The organism is Thermobifida alba, assembly GCF_023208015.1.
GTDB classification, from domain to species: domain Bacteria; phylum Actinomycetota; class Actinomycetes; order Streptosporangiales; family Streptosporangiaceae; genus Thermobifida; species Thermobifida alba.
The window spans coordinates 4,334,287-4,355,247 of record NZ_CP051627.1; the positions used below are offsets into that span (position 1 = coordinate 4,334,287).

Genomic DNA, 20,961 nt, shown 5'->3' on the forward strand with positions numbered 1-20,961 from the left:
GAACCGACGACGGCGCTGAACGGGTACACGTGCACGCGTTCCTCCACAGGCTCCCGCTGGGGGTGGGCAAAAGCGGCAGCCGTGCCGAGGCCGGTCTTCGGACTTCCTGATCAGCACCGTCCGATCGCCTTCCCGGACCCTCGTCCAGTGGCTGCGCTCACGCGCATGATCGGCGGTTCCCAGGTCACCGCAGCGGGCCTGTGCCGGATTCGCACCGGCTTCCCGATTATCCCCGTGGCCGGGGCACCTCGGTGGTTCTGCCGCGGCCGAGTCTAGCCGGTGGCGGTGCGGGTGCCCGGAGGGCGGGGTCACTTCCCCGGTCGGTTAGGGTTGCCCGCCATGGAAACACCGGTCACCGTGGTCGGCGTGGGCGCCGACGGCTGGGAGGGGCTGCCGCCCGCCTCCCGCGTGGCGATCCGCGACGCCGAGGTGGTCATCGGCGGCGCCCGGCACCTGGCCCTGGTCCCCGACACCGGGGCGGTACGCGAACCCTGGCCCTCTCCGCTGCTCAGCGGCCTTCCGGCGATGCTGGATCGGTACCGCGGCCGCAGGGTGGCGGTCCTCGCCTCCGGCGACCCCCTGCTGTCCGGGGTGGGTACCACCCTGGTGCGCCTGCTCGGCGCGGACCGGGTGCGCATCCTGCCCGCCGTGAGTTCCGTCGCCCTGGCGCGGGCCCGGATGCGGTGGAGCGCGGAGTCCGTGGACGTGGTGACGCTCGTGGGACGCGACGTCGACGCGGTGCGCCGCTACTTCACCCCCGGACGGCGGCTGGTCGTGCTCTCCTCCGACGGCACCACCCCCGCCCGGGTGGCCGCGCGGCTGGTGGAGGACGGTCTGGGCGGCAGCCGGATGACCGTCCTGGCCGACCTCGGCGCCGAGCACGAGACACGGCGGGACGCCACCGCGGCGGAGTGGGGCGGGCGGGCCGCGCCCGCGCTGAACGTGGTGTGCGTGGAGGTCGCGACGGACGGCGGGCATCCCGTCACGCCCGGACTGCCCGACGAGGTCTTCGACCACGACGGCCAGCTCACCAAGCGGGAGCTGCGGATCGCCGCGGTGTGCGCGCTCGGCCCGCGTCCCGGGGCGCTGCTGTGGGACGTCGGGGCCGGAGCGGGGTCGGTGGCCGTGGAGTGGCTGCGCGCCGACCCCCGGTGCCGGGCCGTCGCGGTCGAGCGGCACCCCGAACGGGTGCGCCGCATCGCCCGCAACGCCGCCCGGTTGGGTGTGCCGTCCCTGCGCGTGGTCCACGGCGCCGCCCCCGAGGCACTGGCCGGCCTGGAGTCGCCGGACGCGGTGTTCGTCGGCGGCGGGGCCTCCGACCCGGCCGTGCTGGACCTGTGCTGGTCGGCGCTGCGGCCCGGCGGCCGGATGGTGGTCCACGCGGTGACGCTGGAGACGGAGGCCGCCCTGGTGGAGCGGTGGAAGCGGCACGGCGGCGACCTGACCCGCCTGGCGGTGGAACGGGCCGCGCCGCTGGGCGCCTTCACCGGATGGAGCCCGGCCCGCCCGGTCGTCCAGTGGGCCGCGACCAAGACAGATCAGGAGGACCAGCCATGACCGTCCACTTTGTGGGAGCCGGCCCCGGAGCCGCCGACCTGCTGACGCTGCGCGCGGTGGAGCTGCTGCGCACCACCCCCGTCTGCCTGTACGCGGGCACCTACATCGACGCCGAGATCCTGGCGCACTGCCCCGCCGACGCCGAACTGGTGGACACCCAGCACCTCGACCTCGACCAGATCACCGCCCACCTGGTCGAGGCCGACCGGCGCGGTCTGGACGCGGTCCGGCTCTGCTCCGGCGACCCGTCGGTCTACAGCGCCCTGACCGAGCAGACCCGGCGGCTCGACGCGGCGGGCGTGGCCTGGGACGTCACCCCCGGTGTGCCCGCGTACGCGGCGGCGGCGGCCCTGCTCGGCACCGAGCTGACGGTTCCCGAACTGGTGCAGACCGTGGTGCTCACCCGCACCCAGGCCCGCTCCACGCGGATGCCGGAGTCGGAGGCGCTGGCGAACGTCGCGAAGGTGCGCGGCACTCTCGTGCTGCACCTGGCGATTCGGCGGGTCCGCGCCCTCGCCGAGGAGCTGGTGCCCGAGTACGGGGCCGACTGCCCCGTGGCGGTGGTCGCGCACGCGACCCGCCCCGACGAGCTGGTGCTGCGCGGTACCCTCGCCGACATCGCCGACCAGGTGGAGGCGGCCGGGCTGCGCAAGGCCGCGGTCATCCTGGTGGGTCCGGCCGTGGCCAGCCGGGAGCTGGACGTCTGCCAGGTTGTCGGTTCGCACCTGTACGACCCGGCCCGCGACCGCGGCACCACACCCCGATGATCTTGACAGAAAGGGGCCATGATCTGCGGTTTGGTGCCCCCTCGTGTCAAGATCATCGCGGGGTGGCGGGCGGGGGTTGTCTCCAGGCTGCGGATGGTTCCGTGCTGCGCTGACAGTCTCCGTCTGCTTCGGCCGGGAGGCCCGGCAGCCCTGACCCCCGCTCTGGTCTCGGAGGGATGGCCATCCTTCCGCAGCGCTTCGCCACCGGATACCCGCCGCCCGGCAACCCCTCCCGTACCCGGGGAGCGGTCAGGGCTGCCGCGCCTCGCGGCTGAGGCAGACCGGAAGGGTTGAGATCCTCCACCAGCCCAAGCCATTCGGGGGCCGGGCAGGTGGTGGGGTGGCTGGTTGGTTTCGGCCGGGAGGCCCGGCAGCCTTGACGCTTGCTCCGGTCTCGGAGGGATGGCCACCCTCCTGTAGCACTTTGCCATTGGATACCCGCCGCCCGGCAACCCCTCCCGCACCCGGGGAGCGGTCAGGGCTGCCGCGCCTCGCGGCTGAGGCAGACCGGAAGGGTTGAGATCCTCCACCACCCAAGCCACCCGGAGACCGGACAGGGATCTACCCCCGGAAAACCTGGTGATCATGTCCCCAGCGCCGCAATCGGCCGGGCCGGTGGCGCTGGGGACATGATCACCGACGTTTTCGGTCCCCGCCCGCTAGTCCGGCACGTACCGCCGCGTCCACACCGCGCCTGAGGCGGTCACCGAGGTGCCGGAGGAGCCCACGATGAGCAGGCAGCGCATGTCGACGCTGTCCGGGGCGAGCTTCTCCAGGGTGGTGACCTCCACCGACTCGCCAGCACGGCCCACGTCGCGGCCGACCACCACCACGGTGTCGCCCGGACGGTGCCGCAGCAGCACCTCCCGGGCCCGCGCCACCTGCGTGCGGCGGGACCGGGACGCGGGATTGTAGACCGCGATCACCAGGTCGGCGCGGGCCGCCGCCTCCAGCCGGGCCTCGACGACCTCCCACGGCTTGAGCCGGTCCGACAGGCTTAGCACCGCGAAGTCCCCGCCGATAGGCGCGCCCGCCCGCGCGGCGACCGCCTGCACCGCCGTCAGCCCGGGCAGCACCCGCACCGGAACGTCCGCGTAGCGGGGGTCCTGCGCCGCCTCGAACACCGCCGAAGCCATGCCGAACACCCCGGCGTCCCCGCCCGACACCACGGCCACCCGCTCCCCGGCCAGCGCCAGGTCGAGGGCGAGCCGCGCCCGGTCCACTTCCACGGTGTTGCCGCTGGAGTGCCGCTGCTGGCCGGGCCGCACCGGAACCCGGTCCACGTACGGGCCGTAGCCGACGACGTGGTCGACCTCGGCGAGCACCCGCTCCACCTCCGGGGTCAGCCACTGCTCGCCGGCGGGCCCCAGCCCCACCACGAGCAGTTCGGCGGGCGCCGGGCGGCCGGACGCCGCGGCCGCCTCGGCCGTGTGCGCCCGGGTGGTCAACCCCCGGTTGCGGGGCGCGTCGTCGCCGGTGCTCAGGATCAGCGAGAAGTAGGGGACGCTCGCCGGGTCCACGTCCCGCACCGGCAGAATCCGCTGCCCAGACATGGAGGCGCGTTCCACGTAGACCGCGTCGTCGAGCCGTCCGGCCTGTGCCAGGGCTTCGCGAACCCCCTCGAAGGTCCGGCCCAGCTTCATGACCGCCACGCCGTCGGTGTCGGCCAGCCGCCGGGCCAGTTCCGGCACGGGCAAGGTGCCGGGCAGCACCGTGAACACGTCAGTGCGGCGCACCAGCGGGCGCGCCGCCGCAGCGGAAGCCGCGGACACCGAGGTCACCCCGGGCACCACGGTGGCGGGGAACCGCGGCGCCAACCGGTCGTGCAGATACATGTAGGAGCCGTAGAACAGCGGGTCGCCCTCGCACAGCACGACCACGTCGCGTCCCCGCTCCAGGTGCGCGGCCAGGCGGCGCGCCGACGCATCGTAGAACTCCGCGATGGCGCCCTCGTAGCCGCCGGGATGGTCGGTGGTCCCGGTGGTGACCGGGTAGACGAGCCGTTCCTCGACCACCCCCTCGGGGATCAGGTCGGCGGCGATGGACCGCGCGATGGAGCGGCCGTGGGTACCCGAGTAGTAGGCGACCACGTCGGCCTCGGCGATGAGGCGGGCCGCCTTGCGGGTGATCAGTTCCGGGTCGCCGGGGCCCAGCCCGACTCCGTACAGGTGGCCGGAAGAGCTGCTCATTCCTTCTCCTGGGCGAGGGCGTTGATCGCTGCGGAGGCCATCGCCGAACCGCCGCGGCGGCCGCGCACCACCAGGTAGGGGATGCCTGCCGGGTGCGCGACCAGGGCTTCCTTGGATTCGGCGGAGCCGACGAACCCGACGGGGACGCCGATGATCGCGGCCGGCCGGGGCGCGCCCGCGTCGATCATCTCCAGCAGGTGGAACAGGGCGGTGGGGGCGTTGCCGATCGCGACGACCGCGCCCTCCAGGCGGTCCGCCCACAGTGACACCGCCGCCGCCGACTGGGTGGTGCGCCACTTCGCGGCGAGTTCCGGGACGCGGGGGTCGCGCAGCATGCACAGCACCTCGTTGTCGGCGGGCAGCCGCGACCGTGTCACCCCCGAGGCCACCATGCGCGCGTCGGTGAGGATCGGCGCCCCGGCGCGCAGCGCGCCCCGGGCCGCCGCGACGAGGTCCGGGTGGATGACCAGGTCACGGCTGAGGTCCGGCTGCCCGCAGGCGTGGATCATGCGGACGGCGACCTTCTCGGCGTCGGCGTCGAAGCCGGACAGGTCGGCCTCGGCCCGGATGGTGGCGAAGGACCGCGCGTAGATGGCGGCGCCATCGGTCTCATAGTCGTAGCGGCGGGGCGGCGGAGCCAGGGGGGTGCGGCTGTCGGAATGCGGTGTCACGTGGTCCTCCCGAGCAGGACGAGGGTGTGGGGCGTGTGCGGGGCGCCGCAGGCGCGCTCGCATCCGGCGACGTGGACGGGGCGTCCGTCGTCGCGGACGTCGGAGGTGGTGAGGCGTCGGACCAGGCCGGCCGCGTGCGACCGGGTGTCGCCCCGGCTCTTCGCGCAACCCGGGGAGCCGACGCAGGCGCTGACCCGGCTCCACGGGGAATCCGGGTCCAGGACTAGTCCCGCCTCGGTGAGCGAGGCCGCGACGCGCTCGACGCGGTCCGCGGGGATTCCGGCGACGACCACGCCCCGCCACGGGGTGAGGACGACCGTGCCCGAGTCCGCGTCGGCCGCGTCGGCGAGCGCCCGCTGCAGGGGCGGGGTGAGAACGCCCAGCGGCACCGAACCCGCCACCGCGGTCGCGGATCCCGCGATGCGGAGAATGCCGTGGAGTTCGCTGCGCCGCCGTTCCACGGCTCCCGGTCCGCCGGACCCGGCGGGGTCTCCGGTCCTTTCCGGGAATTCCTTTCCGTCGAGCAGCTCCCGGCCTTTCCCGGGGAGCCGGTGCACATTCCACCGGTCCCCGCGCACGTCGAGAAACCGGTGGGCCAGCGCGGTCAGTGCCGTGACGATGTCCGCGCCCGCCACCACGGGACCGGGCAAGGCACCGACCCGCACCTGCGCCGACTTCCCGTCGATCGCTCGTGCACCCAGGTCACAGGGCATGTCGGCGAGGTCGGCGCGGCCGTCGTCGAGGCCGAACAGGAACCGCCCCGGCAGTTCTGCCAGACGCGGATCGGCGCACAGCGCCCGGTCCAGGTCGGCGACCACGGGACGCACGTCCATACGTCCGCCGACCATTCCGGAAAGCGGCGAGGCGACGATGTTGCGCACCCGCTCGTGGGCGGGGGACGGCAGGAATCCGGCGGCCGCCACAGCGTCCGGCAATTCGTCCGGAATCTGTTCTCCGGCCGTAGTGGGAATTCCCCTGATCTGCACATTTCCGCGCGAGGTCAGATGGAGGTCGCCGTCGCCGAATTCGGCCGCGATCCGGCTGAGCGCGGCCAGTCCGCGGCGGTCGGTCCGGCCTCCGGGGACACGGATCCGCAGCAGCGCGCCGTCGGCCGCCAGATGCGGCCGCAGCACGCCGGGACAGCGGTCGGGTGGTTGTGGGTCGAACACCGGCACATGGTTGCATACGCCCTCAACTGGTGCGCTAAGGTGGGCGGGCCGTGGTGAACGGGAAGCCGGTGCGAAACCGGCGCGGCCCTCGCCACTGTGATCGAGGAGTCGTCGGGCCTCACCCGGGTTGGGAGACCACCCCGGGGACCACTGGGTGACCACCCGGGAAGGTCGGCCCGCCGGCGGTGACTCGTCAGCCAGGAGACCGGCCACGGCACGTCATGTCCACGAGGGTTTTGGAGACATCGACCATGGCCTGTGCCGTTCCGCGACCCGCGCCGCCCTCGGCGTCCCCGCCGCCTTTTCCGGCCATCGGCTTTCAGGCGGGTCGCCGATGCCTTGCGTAGCGCTGCTCTCCACTTCCGACACCGACCTGCTGTCGGCCCGTGCCAGCGGCGCGGACTACGTCTGGGGCAACCCGTCGCGGCTCGACGTCACGGGCGACGGCCCCGGCTCGCTCGACGCGCTCCTCCACGGCGCCGACCTGGTGGTCGTGCGCATCCTCGGGTCCGTCCGCTCCTGGCAGGAGGGCCTCGACCGGGTCCTGGCGCATGGCGTGCCCGTCGTGGTGCTCGGCGGCGAGCAGACCCCCGACGCGGAGCTGATGAGCCACTCCACCGTGCCCCTCGGCACCGCCGCCGAGGCCCACCGGTACCTGGCCTATGGTGGTCCCGCCAACCTCGCCGCGCTGCACGCGTTTCTCAGCGACACCGTGCTGCTGGGCGGTGAGGGCTTCGACCCGCCGACCGAACTGCCCGAGTGGGGCCTGTCGGAGCGGCCCGCCCCGGAGCGCGACGGACTGCCCCGGGTCGGCATCCTGTACTACCGCGCCCACCAGGCCAGCGGAAACACCCGTTTCGTGCACGACCTGGCCGACGCCGTCGACGCCACCGGCGAAGCCGTCGCGGTCCCCCTCTACTGCTCCTCGCTGCGCGGCGCACCCGCGGACCTCCTCGCCACACTCGGCACCCTCGACGCACTGGTGGTCACCGTGCTGGCCGCCGGGGGGACCCGCCCGGCCGCGGCCTCGGCCGGAGGCGACGACGAGGCGTGGGACGTCGGCGAACTGGCGCGGCTTGACATCCCGATCCTCCAGGCGCTCTGCCTGACCTGGGGGCGCGACCAGTGGGCGGCCTCCGACGACGGCACCTCCCCCCTGGACTCCGCCTCCCAGATCGCCGTCCCCGAGTTCGACGGCCGCATCATCACCGTGCCGTTCTCCTTCAAGGAGTTCGACGACGAGGGCCTGCCCCACTACGTCACCGACCCCGAACGGTGCCGCCGCGTCGCCGGCATCGCCGTCGCCCACGCCCGCCTGCGCCACACCCCTCCGGCGCAGCGCCGCATCGCGGTCGTGCTGTCGGCCTACCCCACCAAGCACTCCCGCGTCGGTAACGCTGTGGGCCTGGACACTCCCGTCTCGGCGGTGCGGCTGCTGCGGGCCCTGCGCGACGCCGGGTACGACCTGGGCGACGGACTGCCCGGGCTGGACCTCGCCGACGACACCGAGGCGGGCAACGCGCTCATCCACGCGCTCATCGAAGCCGGGGGCCAGGACGAGGAGTGGCTGACCGCCGAGCAGATGGCGGGCAACCCGGTCCGCATCCCCGCCGAACGCTACCGCGAGTGGATCGCTGACCTGCCCGCCGAACTCACCGACGCGATGGCCGAACACTGGGGGGAGCCGCCCGGCACGCTCTTCGTCGACGACGGCGACATCGTGCTGGCCACCCTCCAGGCGGGCAACGTGGTGCTGATGATCCAACCGCCGCGCGGCTTCGGAGAGAACCCGGTGGCGATCTACCACGACCCCGACCTGCCGCCGCCGCACCACTACCTGGCCGCCTACCGGTGGCTGGAACGCGGCTTCGGCGCGCACGCCATCATCCACCTCGGCAAACACGGCTCCTTGGAGTGGCTGCCCGGTAAGAACGCCGCACTGTCCGCGGCGTGCGCCACCGACGCGGCCGTCGGCTCGCTGCCGCTGGTCTACCCGTTCCTGGTCAACGACCCGGGGGAGGGCGCGCAGGCCAAGCGGCGCGCCCACGCCACCATCGTCGACCACCTCGTCCCGCCGATGGCGCGCGCCGAATCCTACGGCGACATCGCCAAACTGGAGCAGCTCCTCGACGAGCACGCCAACATCGCCGCGATGGATCCGGCGAAACTGCCCGCGATCCGCGCCCGCATCTGGACCCTGATCCAGGCCGCGAAACTCGACCACGACCTGGGCCTGTCCGAACGCCCGCACGACGCCGAGTTCGACGACTTCCTGCTGCACGTCGACGGCTGGCTGTGCGAGGTCAAGGACGCGCAGATCCGCGACGGACTGCACGTGCTGGGTGAGGCGCCCACCGGGGAGGCCCGGGTCAACCTGGTGCTGGCGATCCTGCGCGCCTCCCAGGTGTGGAGCGGGAAGGCCGGGGCGGTTCCGGGGCTGCGCCGCGCGCTTGGCCTGGACGGCGACACCGGGGACCTCGCCGAGGTCGACGCGGCCGAGGCGCGCGCCCGCGCCCTGGTGGAGGGCATGGAAGAGGCCGGCTGGGCCCCGGAGGCGGCCCGCGCCGTCGCCGACCGGCTCGGGGAGACCGCGCCCGACGTCGTCCGTGTCCTGCGGTTCGCGGCCGAGGAGGTCGTGCCGCGCCTGGCCGGGACCGGCCAGGAGCTCGACGCCGTGCTGCACGCCCTGGACGGCGGCTACATTCCGGCGGGGCCGTCCGGGTCGCCGCTGCGCGGCCTGGTCAACGTGCTGCCGACCGGCCGCAACTTCTACACCGTCGACCCGCGCGCCGTGCCCAGCCGCCTCGCCTACGAGACGGGGGCCGCGCTGGCCGACGCCCTGATCGACCGGTACCGGGCCGAGACCGGCGAGTACCCGCGTTCGGTGGGCCTGTCGGTGTGGGGCACCTCGGCCATGCGCACCTCCGGCGACGACATCGCCGAGGTGCTGGCGCTCATCGGGGTGCGCCCCGAGTGGGACGAGGAGTCCCGCCGCGTGCGGGAGTTGGCCGTCGTCCCGCTGGAGGAGCTGGGCCGTCCCCGCATCGACGTCACCGTCCGCATCTCCGGGTTCTTCCGGGACGCCTTCCCGCACGTCGTCGCGATGCTCGACGACGCCTTCCGCATGGTCGCGGAGCTGGACGAAGCGGACGAGGACAACTACGTGCGCGCCCACGTGCGCGCCGACCTCGCCGAGCACAGCGACGCCGACCGCGCGGTGCGGCGGATCTTCGGTTCCGCGCCCGGCTCCTACGGCGCGGGACTCCTCCAGCTCGTCGACTCCGGTAACTGGCGCACCGACGCCGACCTCGCCGAGGTCTACACCGCGTGGGGCGGTTTCGCCTACGGCCGCGACCTGCACGGCGAACCCGCCGCGGAGGACATGCGCGCCAACTACCGGCGGATCGCGGTGGCCGCGAAGAACACCGACACCCGCGAGCACGACATCGCCGACTCCGACGACTACTTCCAGTACCACGGCGGCATGGTCGCCACCGTGCGCGCCCTCACCGGCGCCGACCCGAAGGCCTACATCGGCGACTCCACCACCCCCGACCGGGTGCGCACCCGGTCGCTGCGGGAGGAGACCGCCCGCGTGTTCCGGTCCCGCGTGGTCAACCCCCGCTGGTTGGCGGCGATGCGCCGGCACGGCTACAAGGGCGCGTTCGAACTGGCGGCAACCGTCGACTACCTGTTCGGCTACGACGCGACCGCCGGGGTGGTCGCCGACTGGATGTACGAGACGCTCGCCCAGACCTACGTGCTGGACGCCGAGAACCAGGAGTTCCTGCGCGAGGCCAACCCGTGGGCGCTGCGCGGCATCGTGGAGCGGCTCTCCGAGGCCGCCGACCGCGGCCTGTGGGAGGAGCCCGACCCGGCGACGATGGACGCGCTGCGCCAGGTCTACCTGGACGTCGAGGGTGACCTGGAGGACCGGGGGACGGGCCGCCCATGACCCGCAGGGCCCTGCTCATCGGTATCGGACCGGGCGGCCCCGACCAGCTCACCGTCGAGGCGGTGCACGCCCTCAACGAGGTCGACGTCTTCCTCGTCGCCGACAAGGAGGCGGAGGCCGGCCGGGCGGGCACCGGGGACCTGGTGGCGCTGCGGGAGGAGATCTGCCGCCGCCACATCACCGGAGACGGCTACCGGGTCGTCACGGTGCCCGACCCGCCCCGCGACCGCGCCCCCGCGACCGACCGCGTCTACGGTGCGGAGGTCCGGGACTGGCACGCCGCCCGGGCCCGCGCCTACGCGCGCGCCGTCGTCGAGCACACCCGGCCCGGCAACACCGTCGGCTTCCTGGTGTGGGGCGACCCGAGCCTTTACGACAGCACGATCCGGGTGGTGGAGCAGATCCGCACCGTCGGCGGGGTGGACCTGGACTACCGGGTAATCCCCGGGGTGAGCAGCGTCCAGCTGCTCGCGGCCCGGCACCGGCTGGTGCTCAACCGTATCGGCGGCCCGGTCACGGTGACCACCGGCCGGCGGTTGGCCGCCGACGTCGCCTCCGGTGCCGACAACCTGGTGGTGATGCTCGACGGCGGTCTGGCCTGCGCCGACCTGGACGGTGACGCCTGGGACCTGTGGTGGGGGGCCAACCTCGGCACCGAACACGAGGAGCTGGTGGCGGGACGGCTCGGCGAGGTCCTCGACGCCGTCCGGGCCGCCCGGGAGCGGGCCCGCGCGGCCCGGGGCTGGGTGATGGACACCTACCTGCTGCGCCGGGCCGCTGCGGACTGACCCCGGCTCACTCCCCGGGCCCCGACGGCCGGCGGGCGAACGCGGCGTCGGCGACCGGCACACCCCCGACGAGGTGGTCGCGGACGACCCGGTCGACGGTGTCCGCATCGGCCAGCCGGTACCAGACGCCGTCCGGGTAGACCACGCCGACCGGGCCGTTCGTGCACGGGAACAGGCAGCCGGTGCGGGTGAGGAGCACGTGGTCGTCCTCGGCCGCGCCGTGCCGCTCCACGGCGCGGACCAGTTCCACGTGGACCCGTTCCGCGCCCAGCGCACAGCAGCGCGGCCCCCGGCACAGCAGCAGGTGGCGGGTGAAGTCGGGTGGGGCCAGCCACGCCGGCGACAGCAGCGGCGCGCCCGTCGCGGGGAACTCCGCCGCTTCCTCGACCGCCCGCCCCACCGCGTCGGCGAGCACGGACACGCCCGTCAGCGGCGGTGCCAGCCGGACCAGCGGCACCCGCTCGGGGTCCGCCTCCCGCAGCCAGTGGCTGACCACCCGGCGCAGCCACGCGGCGGTCGCCCGGTCCTCCACCGTCTGCGGGTGTACGACCGTCACGGCCGCCACCCCCGCGGCGGCGGCCTCGTCCAGCACCTCCGTGACGGTCGGCCCGTTCCCCAGCAGCAGCGCGGTGCGGACGCGGACGCCGGGGAAGCGCTCCGCGAGCCGCTCCGCCAGTGGCCGGAGCACCTCCTCCTGGTCAACGGCCAGGTCGCCGGGGGCAGTGAGGAGAATCCACTCCGGTGCGCTCATCCCTCCTCCTTCTCTCTGGCCGCGCCGCACATCACCACGAGCGGACCGCCGGTGGCGGGGTGGTCGTCCACCACCGCCTCCACCCCGTAGACCTCGCCCAGCAGGGCGGGCGTGAGGACCTGCCGCGGCGTTCCCTCGGCGACCACGCGTCCGCGGTGCAGCACGACCAGGTGGTCGCAGAACATCGCGGCCAGGTTGAGGTCGTGGAACGAGCCGATCGTGGTGAGTCCGAGCCCGCGCACCAGGTCGAGCAGCCGCAGTCCGGCCGCCGGGTCGAGATGGTTCGCCAGTTCGTCGAGGAGTAGGACCCGCGGCTCCTGCGCCAAGACCCGCGCCACCTGCACCTTCTGGCGTTCCCCACCGGACAGGGTGTGCCAGTGGCGGTCCGCGAGCCCGGCCGCGCCGACGCGGGCGAGGGCGCGGGCGACCACGGGGTCGTCCCCGCCGTCCAGGTCGAAGCCGAGACGGCGGCTGTGCGGGACGCGTCCCATCGCGACGACCTGTCGGACGGTCAGGTCGAGTTCGGTCGCGGTGTGCTGCTCCAGGGCGGCGACGCGTCGCGCGAACTCCCGCAGCGGAACGGAGCCCGCATCCACCCCGTCGAGGAGTACCCTCCCCGACGTCGGCCGGGTCCACCGGGCCAGCAGGGAGATCAGGGAGGTCTTGCCCGACCCGTTGGGGCCGATGAGCCCGGTCGTCCGCCCCGCCGGAGCGGTGAACGTGACCTCCCGGAGGACGGGAGTGCCGTCGACGGTCCACGAGGCCCGGCGGAGCGCCACCTCGGGTGGACGGAGGTCAGCCACGGGCGCCTCCCCGACGGCGGAACAGGACGACGAACACGGGCACGCCGAGCACGGCGGTGACGATCCCCAGCGGAAGCTCCCGGTCGGGCAGCGCGCTGCGGCACAGCACGTCGGTCCACACCAGCAGCAGCGCGCCCAGCAGCGCGCTCGCCGGCAGCAGGCGCAGGTGTCCCGCGCCGGTGAGGAACCGGGCGATGTGGGGGACCACCAAGCCGACGAAGCCGACGATCCCCGCCTGCGCGACGAGGACCGCGGTGCACAGCGACACCGCGCAGTACAGCACCCGGCGCACGCCGGCCACGTCGGTGCCGAGGCTCGTCGCCGCGCGCTCCCCGAACGCGAAGGAGTCCAGGTCCCGGGAGTACCAGAGGACGACGGCGAGGGTCACCGCCACCACCGAGGCGGTGACGGCGAGGGAGTTCCAGCGTGCCCCGGCGACCGAGCCGAGCGTCCACTCGGTGATCCTGCGGGCGGCGTCCCGGTCGGAGGCCAGGACGAGGCCGGAGGCGACCGCGCTGCCGAGCTGGCCCACCGCGATCCCGGCGAGGACCAGCCGCGACGTCGGCAGTGCCCCCGTCCGCGCGGAGGCCAGGGCGAACACCAGCGCCAGCGCGGCCAGCGAGCCGAGGAACGCGGCCACCGACGTCGCGCCGAATCCCGCCACCCCGGCGGCGCCCAGCCCGAAAAAGAGGCTCAGCGAGACGCCGAGCAGCGCCCCCGACGACAGGCCGAGCAGGTAGGGGTCGGCGAGGGGGTTGCCGGTGAGGGACTGCAGGACCCCGCCGCACACGGCGAGCCCGGCGCCCGTCAGTATCGCGGCCGCCACCCGGGGCGCGCGCAGGTCGACGACGATGTGCCGGGTCAGGGTGTCGATTCCGGTCTCGGCGCCGAGCTGCGCGGCGACCGCCCGGAACACGGTGGCCACGGACAGGTCCGCGGTGCCGATCACCACGCCGAGGGCGGCGCTGAGCACCAGCGCCGCCGCGCCGACGAGAACGGTGAGCCGGGGTGCGGCACCGGGCCGTGCCTTCACGAGGACGCTCACCGCGGGCCTCAGCCGTCGGCCAGCTGGGCGTCGATCAGCTGCACGGCCTCCACGTTGCGCACCCCGGGAGTGCTGGTGGAGAAGGGTACGGTGATGAACGCCTCCTCCCGTACGGCGGTGAGGTCGCGCAGCGCCGGGTCCTCGCGGAGGAATGCGGTCTTCTCCTCGGCGGTGTCCCACGATGCGTCCACGAGGACGATCAGGTCGGGGTCGGCCTCCAGGACCGCTTCCCAGCTCGTCGTCGCCCACTCGCCTGCCAGGTCGGCGAAGACGTTGGTGGCGCCCAGCGCGTCGAGGACCAGCTGAGGTCCGCCCTCGCCCGCGCCGACCATCGGGGTGTCGGTGCCGCCGTCCCACCACAGTACGGAGAGGCCCTCGGCGGGGGACCGGCCGCGGATCTCGTCGAGGGTGGCCCGCTGCTGTTCGACCAGCGCGTCGCCCTCCTCCTCCCGGTCCAGCAGCAGTGCCAACTCCTCGATCTGCTGGTGGACGGTGTCCCAGCTGACTTCTGGGACGTCGGCGGCGTCGGGGCAGGCGAACGGTGACAGGTAGGAGGCGATGCCGAGTTCGTCGAGGGATTCGCGGTCGCCCGCGGCCCGGTCGGTGAACGCGCTGGCGTAGGAGCCGACGACCAGGTCGGGGTGCTGCTCCAGGATCGCCTCGCGGCTGGGGTACTCCTCGGACAGGACGGGAACCCGGGTGTAGGCGTCGGCCCACTCCGCGCTGATCTCGTCGTCGAGGTAGGCGGTGCCCGCCAGTTGTTCCTCGGCGCCCAGGGCGAGGACGATTTCGGTCGCTCCCTGGTTGAGGGTGATGACGCGCTGCGGGGTCGTCTCCGGTGCGACGGTGTGGCCGCAGTTGGCCACGGTGACGGCCGCCGCGGCGGGCGCGGGGCCGGAATCGGGGGTCTGGTCGCCGCACGCGGTCAGGGCCAGCAGTGCCAGGGGCAGGGCGCGGAGGGGGAAGCGGCGCGGCAGCGGGGACGGGGGAGGGGGGACACGGGTGTGCACCGGTGGTCCGCCTTTCCAAGGAACTCGTGGAAGTCGGGCAAACACCGCGGCCGGTCTCCTGGCTCACAGGGATCCCCCGCCGATGCCTTCCCAGACCTGGTGTGTCCAGTGGCGTCGTACCGGCGGAGTACCTGAATACAGTGGCGAGTCCCGCGTCCGGATTCGCACCGGACTTCCCGAGCACCGCGGCACCAGAGACAGTACAGCAGCGCCGTTTCGGTGTCCCGTTCGCCCCTGGTAGAACCGGGTCAGTCCCCGGGGTGCCGGGGGAGAGAAGCCACCGGCGATCCTGTTTCCAAGGTCATTCCCGGTCGCTCCAATGGCTCTGGAAACAGGATCGCCACTGGTTGGTGCCCTTCGGACCGCGTGCCACGGCCCCTTCCCGGCGCGGTCGTCGCGGGATCGGGATACTGGAACCATGGCCCGCCTGCTGATCGTGCACCACACCGCGTCCCCCTCCACCCAGGCGATGCTGGAGGCGGTGCTGGACGGGGCGCGCACCGACGAGGTCGAGGGCGTGGAGGTGGTGACCCGCGCGGCGCTGGCCGCCACCGCCGTGGACGTGCTCGCCGCCGACGCGGTGGTCCTGGGCACCCCCGCCAACATCGGCTACATGTCGGGAGCCCTCAAGCACTTCTTCGACACCGTGTACTACCCGTGCCTGTCCGAGACCGCCGGCCTGCCCTACGCGCTGTACGTGCACGGCAACAACGACACCGCCGGGGCGGTCCGCGCGGTCGAGTCGATCGCCAAGGGCCTGTCCTGGCACCGGCACCGGCCGCCGGTCACCGTCGTCGGCGACCTCTCCCGCGCCGACCGGGAGGCGTGCTGGGAACTGGGCGCGGTCACCGCCCTGGCCGCCGCCGAACGCGCGGCGGACGCACCGGACGGCGCCTGACCGGGGCACCGACATTCCGCGGACGTTCCGCGGCAGTCGGCGCGCTCCGGGGCAGACTGGAGGTCCGGCTGTCGAGGGGGACCGGTGGAACGGGTACGCGTGTGGGTGCTCTGGGCGGGGGTCGCCCTGATCGCGGCCTGCGTGCTCGTCGTGGCCGCCGCCTCCGCCGCCGGAGTCGACTGGATCGACCCGCACAGCCTGGTCCTCCTGCCGCGGGTGTACTGGGTGCCCACCGCCCTCGGCCTGGCCCTGGTCCGGCTGCTGCCGCCGCGCCACGGCAGGACCGCGCTCGACGACCGGGTCGCCCTGGCGCTCGGGGGACGCCCGATCGGCCGCGAACTGACCCGGCTGCTGCTGTGCCTGCTCGCCTTCCTGCTCAGCGCGGTCCTGCTCGCCTGGCTGTTCGAAGCCCTCGGCGGCGCCCTGCACGTCCTGGGCACCCCGGTGGCCCGGGTGGTGTTCCTGGGCCTCCTGCCCGTCCTGCTGGTGGACCGGGCCGGACAGCCGCGGGTGGGCCGGGTCTCGCAGCTGCAGGCCCTGGCGGTACGGGTCGGGGAGCCCTGGCGCTGGTGGGGAGCGGTGCCGGTGGCCGTGGTCCTGGCCGTCGTCCTGTACTACCGGTGGGAGGCGCTCGCCGGTGCGGGCGCAGGGGGGCTGCTGCTCGGCGCCCTGGTGGTCCTGCTGCTCGTCGCACTGCCGGAGGAGGTCTTCTTCCGCTTCCTGCTGCAGACCAGACTCGAGGCGGTACTGGGCCGAGGCGCCGGGATCGTGCTGGTCGCGCTGCTGTTCGCGGTCGCCTACGCCGCTCTCGGCGGATACGCCGACTTCTTCCGGTTCGACACGCACGCCGTGGCCGGCGACTACGCGGTGGCCGTCGCCGGGTACGGAGTCGTCGGACTGCTCTACGGCTACCTGTGGACGCGCTACCGCAACCTGTGGCTCAACGTCGCGCTGCGGACCGGGGCGCTCACCCTGATCGTCGGGCCCGCGATCACCATGTGAGACGCCCTCCGGTCACGTTCCGCCCACCCCGGCGTGCGCGGCCTCCCGCAGGGCCGGAGACCCGCCGGGTCCCCCGCCTCGCGCCGACGGCCGAGGGGGAATCGCCGCGCTGCCGCCGTCGTCCTCGTCGCGGTGCCCGCCGTGCGGGACCGCTCCCCCTCCAGCACTGCGGAGGCGGCCGGGCTCTCCGCACCGGCGGGCGGGGCCGTCCTCGACGCGCGCGAGGCCCCGCTCGCCGAGGTGTTCCGGGAGATCCGCGGCTACCAGTGAGGACGCCGCCGCCACCCGAACGTCACGAGGTATGCACCAAAAGTCATGAGGGGCGTGTTTTGGGAGAAACCGTTACCGGGCATGTTGCCTGAGTGCAACAGCGGACCGGTGAAGCGCGCGGACTCGGGGACGCCGGAGGATCGGGGGACGGACTGAGCGTGGAGAAGAAGAGGTCTGCGACCGCGGAGACGGCGGCGCCCCCGGTGCGGGAGGAGGCCCCGCTGCCCGCCGACCGCTTCATGAACCGCGAGATCGGCTGGCTCCGCTTCAACCAGCGGGTGCTGGAACTGGCGGAGGACACCACGCTGCCGCTCCTGGAACGCGCCCTGTTCCTGTCCATCTTCTCCAGCAACCTCGACGAGTTCTTCATGGTCCGTGTCGCCGGGCTGAAGCGCCGCCTGGCCACCGGGGTCGCGGTCTCCTCCCGGTGGAGCCCCCGCGCGCAGCTGAACGAGATCAGCGCGGTCACGCACGAACTGATGGAGCGGCACGCCCGGTGCTTCCACTCCTCGGTGGCGCCCGCGCTGGCCGAGGCCGGAATCCGCATCGTGCGCTGGAACGACCTCACCGGCACCGAGGCGCAGCGCATGCACCGCTTCTTCCGCCGCGCCATCTACCCGGTGCTCACCCCGCTCGCGGTGGACCCCTCCCACCCCTTCCCCTACATCTCGGGACGCTCCCTCAACCTCGCGGTCACCGTGCGCGACCCGCACACCGGACGGCAGACGTTCGCCCGCATCAAGGTCCCCCCGGTGCTGCCGCGCTTCATCGAACTCGACGGCCAGCGCTTCGTGCCGGTCGAGGACGTCATCTCCGCGCACCTGCCGCAGCTGTTCGAGGGCATGGAGATCCAGGAGCACCACGCCTTCCGGGTCACCCGCAACGCCGACCTGGAAGTGGACGAGGACGAGACCGACGACCTCGTCAAGTCCCTGGAGCAGGAGCTGCTGCGCCGCCGCTTCGGCCCGCTGGTGCGCCTGGAGGTCGAGGAGACCATCTCCGAGGAGATCCTCGGCATCCTCCGGGAGGAGCTGGGCGCCGTGGAGGAGGAGGTCTACCGCGTCCCCGGCCCGCTGGACCTCGCCGGACTGTCCCAGCTGCACAAGCTGGACCGGCCCGAACTCAAGTACCCGCCGATGGTGCCGGTGGAGCCGCGGGCCCTTGCCCAGAACGACTTCTTCGAGGTGCTGCGCCGCCGCGAACTGCTCGTCCACCACCCCTACGAGTCGTTCGCCACCACCACCGAGCGGTTCATCGGCCTGGCCGCCGCCGACCCCAGGGTCGTGGCGATCAAGCAGACCCTGTACCGCACCAGCGGCGACTCCCCGATCGTGGAGGCCCTCATCGAGGCCGCCCGCGCGGGCAAGGAGGTCGTCGTGCTGGTGGAGATCAAAGCCCGCTTCGACGAGCAGAACAACATCCGCTGGGCGCGCAAGCTGGAGGAGGCGGGCTGCCACGTGGTCTACGGCGTGGTCGGCCTGAAGACGCACTGCAAGCTCGCACTGGTGGTCCGCCAGGAGGACGACGGCAGCCTGCGGCGCTACTGCCACATCGGCACCGGCAACTACAACCCGAGCACCGCCCGCATCTACGAGGACTTCGGACTGTTCAGCGCGGACCAGGAGGTGGGGGAGGACCTCAGCGACCTGTTCAACCACCTCACCGGCTTCTCCCGCAAGAAGCACTACCGGCGGCTCCTGGTCGCCCCGCACGCGCTGCGCGAGGCGCTGATGCGCCAGATCCAGCACGAGATCAACAACCACGCCCAGGGGCTGCCCGCGCGCATCCGGATCAAGACCAACTCGCTGGTGGACGAGGAGATCGTCGACGCCCTCTACACCGCCTCCCGCGCCGGAGTCCCCATCGACCTGTGGGTCCGCGGCAGCTGCGTGCTGCGTCCCGGGGTGGAGGGGCTGTCGGAGACGATCCGGGTGCGCAGTATCCTCGGACGGTTCCTGGAACACTCCCGAGTCTTCGTCTTCGAGAATGGAGGGGAACCGCAGGTCTGGATCGGCAGCGCCGATCTCATGCCGCGCAACCTGGACCGCAGGGTCGAGGCGCTGATCCGCGTCGTCGACCCGGGGCAGCGCGCCCGACTCGTCGGCCTGATGGACCTGGCGATGGCCGACAGCACGTCGACGTGGCACCTCAACCCGGACGGGAGCTGGACCCGCTTCACCCACGACGAGGAGGGGACCCGGCTGCTGGACCTGCAGAGCACCCTGCGCGGCGACCGCCACCTGCGGGTCGTCGATGGCTGAACCAGAAACCCCCGAAGAACCCGCCGCCGGCGCCTCTTCGCCGCAGGACACCGCGCCCGGCGGCTACCTGGAGCCCATCCGGGCGGCGGGAGCGGTGCTGTGGCGGGACGGCGGCCGCGGCAGCGAGGTGGCGCTCATCCACCGTCCGGGCCGCGACGACTGGACGCTGCCCAAGGGCAAGCTGAAGAACGGCGAGCACCTCCTCACCGCGGCGGTGCGCGAGGTCGGCGAGGAGACCGGCCTGGCCCCGGTGCTGGGCCGCCGCCTGCCCTCGCAGCGCTACCTGAAAGACGGCTGGCCCAAGCAGGTCGAGTGGTGGGCGGCCACCCCCGAACCGGCCGCCGTCCCGCGGTTCGCCCCCAACGAGGAGGTGGACGCGCTGGAGTGGCTTCCGGTGGCCGAGGCCCGCGACCGCCTCACCTACGACCACGACGTGCACGTGCTGGACCACTTCCGGGCCGGTCCGGCGCGGACGGTGCCGCTGATCCTGCTGCGGCACGCCTCGGCGGGGGACAAGAGCGAGTGGAACGACCACGACCTGCTGCGCCCCCTGGACGAGGCCGGCCGCGCCGACGCCCTGACCCTGGCCGAGGTGCTCGCCGTGTTCGGCCCGCTGCGGGTGGTCTCCTCGGCGGCCGCGCGCTGCACCGAGACCGTGGTGCCCTACGCGGTCACCCGCGCGGCGGAGATCCGCACCGAACGCGCCTTCACCGTCGGGGCGCTCCACTCCGAGGACGGCCCCTACGACCGGGAGGCCGCCCGCCGGGCGTTCGGGGACCTGCTGGAGGAGCGGCGGCCCACCCTGGTGTGCACGCACGGGGAGCTGGTGGCCGACCTCATGCGCGAGGCGTTCGCCCGCACGGGCTCCCCCGTCCCCCAGCAGCTGTCGCTGCGCAAGGGCACCTTCTGGGTGGTGCACGTGGACGCCGCGGACGGTTCGCTGGCCGCCGTGGAACGCCACACCCGGGCCGGATGACCGCGAGGGGGGACGTGATGAGCGACATGATCGTCAGCGCCGCCAACCCGCTGGTGAAACGCATCCGGCAGCTGTCCTCCCGCAAGTACCGGCGCAGGGAGGGCGTGTTCCTCGTGGAGGGCGCGCAGCCGGTGTGGCGTGCCGTGGAGGCCGGCTGGGCGGTGGAGACCCTGGTCGTCGCCCCCGACCTGCTCACCGGGCCGGTCGCGGGAATGGTCGCCGAGCAGGAGGCGCGGGGGACGCGGGTGGCGCGGCTCAGCGCCGAGCTGTTCACGCGGCTGTCCGACCGGGACGGCCCCGCCGGGGTGGCCGCGGTCGTCCGGAGCCGCACCACGCGGCTGGACGACCTCGCGGTCCGGCCCGGCGCGGTCTTCGCCGCGCTGCACCGCGTGGGCAATCCCGGCAACCTCGGCACGGTCGTGCGCACCGTGGACGCGGTCGGCGGGGCGGGCGTGGTGCTGGTGGGGGAGACCGCCGACCCGTACGCCCCCGCGGCGGTGAAGGCCAGCATGGGCTCCCTGTTCGCCGTGGACGTGGCGCGCGCCCCCGACGCGGAGGCCTTCCTCGACTGGGCGAAACGGAACGGCGTGCAGGTGGTGGCCGCCTCCGGGTACGCCGACGCCGACCACTGGCGCACCGCCTACCGGCCGCCGCTGGCCGTGCTGCTCGGCAGCGAGGGCGACGGACTGCCCGACGACCTGCTGGACCGCGCCGACCTGCGGGTGCGCATCCCCATGACGGGTACCGCCGAGTCGCTCAACCTCGCCGTCGCCGCGGGCGTGATGCTGTACGAGGCCCGGCGGCACGCCCCGGACCTCGGCGGCTGACCGGGGGGAGCGCGTCCCGGCG

General features: G+C 73.7%; 17 protein-coding genes and 3 riboswitches. Of the genes, 10 read left to right on the top strand and 7 right to left on the bottom strand.

Translation table 11 applies throughout. The features are described from left to right. Positions 1–71 precede the first annotated feature (71 nt). Positions 72–266: riboswitch (cobalamin riboswitch) on the bottom strand. Between the two features lie 73 nt (positions 267–339). After that, positions 340–1,557, top strand: a complete 1,218-nt coding sequence (cbiE, locus tag FOF52_RS19375; protein WP_248591327.1) for a precorrin-6y C5,15-methyltransferase (decarboxylating) subunit CbiE — start codon at positions 340–342, stop codon at positions 1,555–1,557. Further along, entirely contained in the window at positions 1,554–2,324 is a 771-nt protein-coding gene (gene cobM, locus FOF52_RS19380) for a precorrin-4 C(11)-methyltransferase (RefSeq protein WP_068753587.1), read from the top strand. Before cbiE ends, cobM begins: the two co-directional genes overlap by 4 nt. 659 nt (positions 2,325–2,983) lie before the next feature. Here cobM and FOF52_RS19385 read toward each other — a convergent pair. The 3 genes from FOF52_RS19385 to cobG are packed head-to-tail and all read right to left on the bottom strand — an operon-like array spanning position 2,984 to position 6,353. Then, entirely contained in the window at positions 2,984–4,513 is a 1,530-nt protein-coding gene (locus FOF52_RS19385) for a precorrin-2 C(20)-methyltransferase (protein ID WP_248591328.1), read from the bottom strand. Then, entirely contained in the window at positions 4,510–5,184 is a 675-nt protein-coding gene (locus tag FOF52_RS19390) for a precorrin-8X methylmutase (protein ID WP_248591329.1), read from the bottom strand. Before FOF52_RS19390 ends, FOF52_RS19385 begins: the two co-directional genes overlap by 4 nt. Beyond that, a complete protein-coding gene (cobG, locus tag FOF52_RS19395; RefSeq protein WP_068754499.1) occupies positions 5,181–6,353 on the bottom strand; it encodes a precorrin-3B synthase in 1,173 nt (390 codons plus the stop codon). The genes FOF52_RS19390 and cobG overlap by 4 nt, the downstream gene beginning before the upstream one ends. A 34-nt stretch (positions 6,354–6,387) precedes the next feature. Beyond that, positions 6,388–6,581, top strand: a riboswitch (cobalamin riboswitch). Positions 6,582–6,687: 106 nt separating this feature from the next. Here cobG and cobN point away from each other — a divergent pair. Then, positions 6,688–10,308, top strand: a complete 3,621-nt coding sequence (gene cobN, locus FOF52_RS19400; RefSeq protein ID WP_248591330.1) for a cobaltochelatase subunit CobN — start codon at positions 6,688–6,690, stop codon at positions 10,306–10,308. Beyond that, the gene (gene cobF / locus FOF52_RS19405) at positions 10,305–11,096 is read left to right on the top strand and encodes a precorrin-6A synthase (deacetylating) (protein ID WP_068753578.1); all 792 of its coding nucleotides are present in this window, start codon (positions 10,305–10,307) and stop codon (positions 11,094–11,096) included. Before cobN ends, cobF begins: the two co-directional genes overlap by 4 nt. 7 nt (positions 11,097–11,103) lie before the next feature. Here cobF and FOF52_RS19410 read toward each other — a convergent pair whose 3' ends face one another. The 4 genes from FOF52_RS19410 to FOF52_RS19425 are packed head-to-tail and all read right to left on the bottom strand — an operon-like array spanning position 11,104 to position 14,705. Continuing rightward, positions 11,104–11,847, bottom strand: a complete 744-nt coding sequence (locus FOF52_RS19410) for a (2Fe-2S) ferredoxin domain-containing protein (RefSeq protein WP_068753576.1) — start codon at positions 11,845–11,847, stop codon at positions 11,104–11,106. Beyond that, positions 11,844–12,650: an ABC transporter ATP-binding protein gene (locus tag FOF52_RS19415; protein ID WP_232306562.1), complete on the bottom strand. Its 807-nt coding sequence runs from the start codon at positions 12,648–12,650 to the stop codon at positions 11,844–11,846. Before FOF52_RS19415 ends, FOF52_RS19410 begins: the two co-directional genes overlap by 4 nt. After that, a complete protein-coding gene (locus FOF52_RS19420; protein ID WP_232306561.1) occupies positions 12,643–13,695 on the bottom strand; it encodes a FecCD family ABC transporter permease in 1,053 nt (350 codons plus the stop codon). Before FOF52_RS19420 ends, FOF52_RS19415 begins: the two co-directional genes overlap by 8 nt. Before the next feature lie 8 nt (positions 13,696–13,703). Then, on the bottom strand, positions 13,704–14,705 hold the full coding sequence (locus FOF52_RS19425; protein ID WP_248591331.1) for an ABC transporter substrate-binding protein: 1,002 nt from the start codon (positions 14,703–14,705) through the stop codon (positions 13,704–13,706). A 31-nt stretch (positions 14,706–14,736) separates the two neighbouring features. After that, a riboswitch (cobalamin riboswitch) is annotated at positions 14,737–14,908 on the bottom strand. A 215-nt stretch (positions 14,909–15,123) separates the two neighbouring features. On the opposite strand from FOF52_RS19425, the gene FOF52_RS19430 reads away from it, so the two are divergent. From FOF52_RS19430 to FOF52_RS19455, 6 genes are all read left to right on the top strand, one after another. Continuing rightward, positions 15,124–15,603, top strand: coding sequence for a flavodoxin family protein (locus FOF52_RS19430; RefSeq protein WP_248591332.1), 480 nt, complete (start codon positions 15,124–15,126; stop codon positions 15,601–15,603). 84 nt (positions 15,604–15,687) lie between these two features. Further along, positions 15,688–16,605 carry a CPBP family intramembrane glutamic endopeptidase gene (locus FOF52_RS19435; protein ID WP_248591333.1) on the top strand — a complete coding sequence of 306 codons (918 nt, stop codon included), beginning with the start codon at positions 15,688–15,690 and terminating at the stop codon, positions 16,603–16,605. A gap of 132 nt (positions 16,606–16,737) precedes the next feature. Continuing rightward, a complete protein-coding gene (locus tag FOF52_RS19440; protein WP_248591334.1) occupies positions 16,738–16,875 on the top strand; it encodes a hypothetical protein in 138 nt (45 codons plus the stop codon). A gap of 203 nt (positions 16,876–17,078) precedes the next feature. After that, a complete protein-coding gene (locus tag FOF52_RS19445; RefSeq protein ID WP_248593940.1) occupies positions 17,079–19,136 on the top strand; it encodes an RNA degradosome polyphosphate kinase in 2,058 nt (685 codons plus the stop codon). Then, positions 19,129–20,112, top strand: a complete 984-nt coding sequence (locus FOF52_RS19450) for an NUDIX hydrolase (RefSeq protein ID WP_248591335.1) — start codon at positions 19,129–19,131, stop codon at positions 20,110–20,112. Before FOF52_RS19445 ends, FOF52_RS19450 begins: the two co-directional genes overlap by 8 nt. Before the next feature lie 17 nt (positions 20,113–20,129). After that, positions 20,130–20,939 (top strand): TrmH family RNA methyltransferase, encoded by an 810-nt coding sequence (locus tag FOF52_RS19455; RefSeq protein WP_248591336.1) that lies wholly within the window; start codon positions 20,130–20,132, stop codon positions 20,937–20,939. The last annotated feature ends 22 nt before the right edge of the window (positions 20,940–20,961 follow it).

Excerpts from the sequence above, each read along its gene's own strand:
- cbiE (WP_248591327.1), top strand. The coding sequence starts at position 340 with ATGGAAACACCGGTCACCGTGGTCGGCGTGGGCGCCGACGGCTGGGAG.
- cobM (WP_068753587.1), top strand. The coding sequence starts at position 1,554 with ATGACCGTCCACTTTGTGGGAGCCGGCCCCGGAGCCGCCGACCTGCTG.
- FOF52_RS19385 (WP_248591328.1), bottom strand. The coding sequence starts at position 4,513 with ATGAGCAGCTCTTCCGGCCACCTGTACGGAGTCGGGCTGGGCCCCGGC.
- cobN (WP_248591330.1), top strand. The coding sequence starts at position 6,688 with ATGCCTTGCGTAGCGCTGCTCTCCACTTCCGACACCGACCTGCTGTCG.
- cobF (WP_068753578.1), top strand. The coding sequence starts at position 10,305 with ATGACCCGCAGGGCCCTGCTCATCGGTATCGGACCGGGCGGCCCCGAC.
- FOF52_RS19410 (WP_068753576.1), bottom strand. The coding sequence starts at position 11,847 with ATGAGCGCACCGGAGTGGATTCTCCTCACTGCCCCCGGCGACCTGGCC.
- FOF52_RS19430 (WP_248591332.1), top strand. The coding sequence starts at position 15,124 with ATGGCCCGCCTGCTGATCGTGCACCACACCGCGTCCCCCTCCACCCAG.
- FOF52_RS19450 (WP_248591335.1), top strand. The coding sequence starts at position 19,129 with ATGGCTGAACCAGAAACCCCCGAAGAACCCGCCGCCGGCGCCTCTTCG.
- FOF52_RS19455 (WP_248591336.1), top strand. The coding sequence starts at position 20,130 with ATGAGCGACATGATCGTCAGCGCCGCCAACCCGCTGGTGAAACGCATC.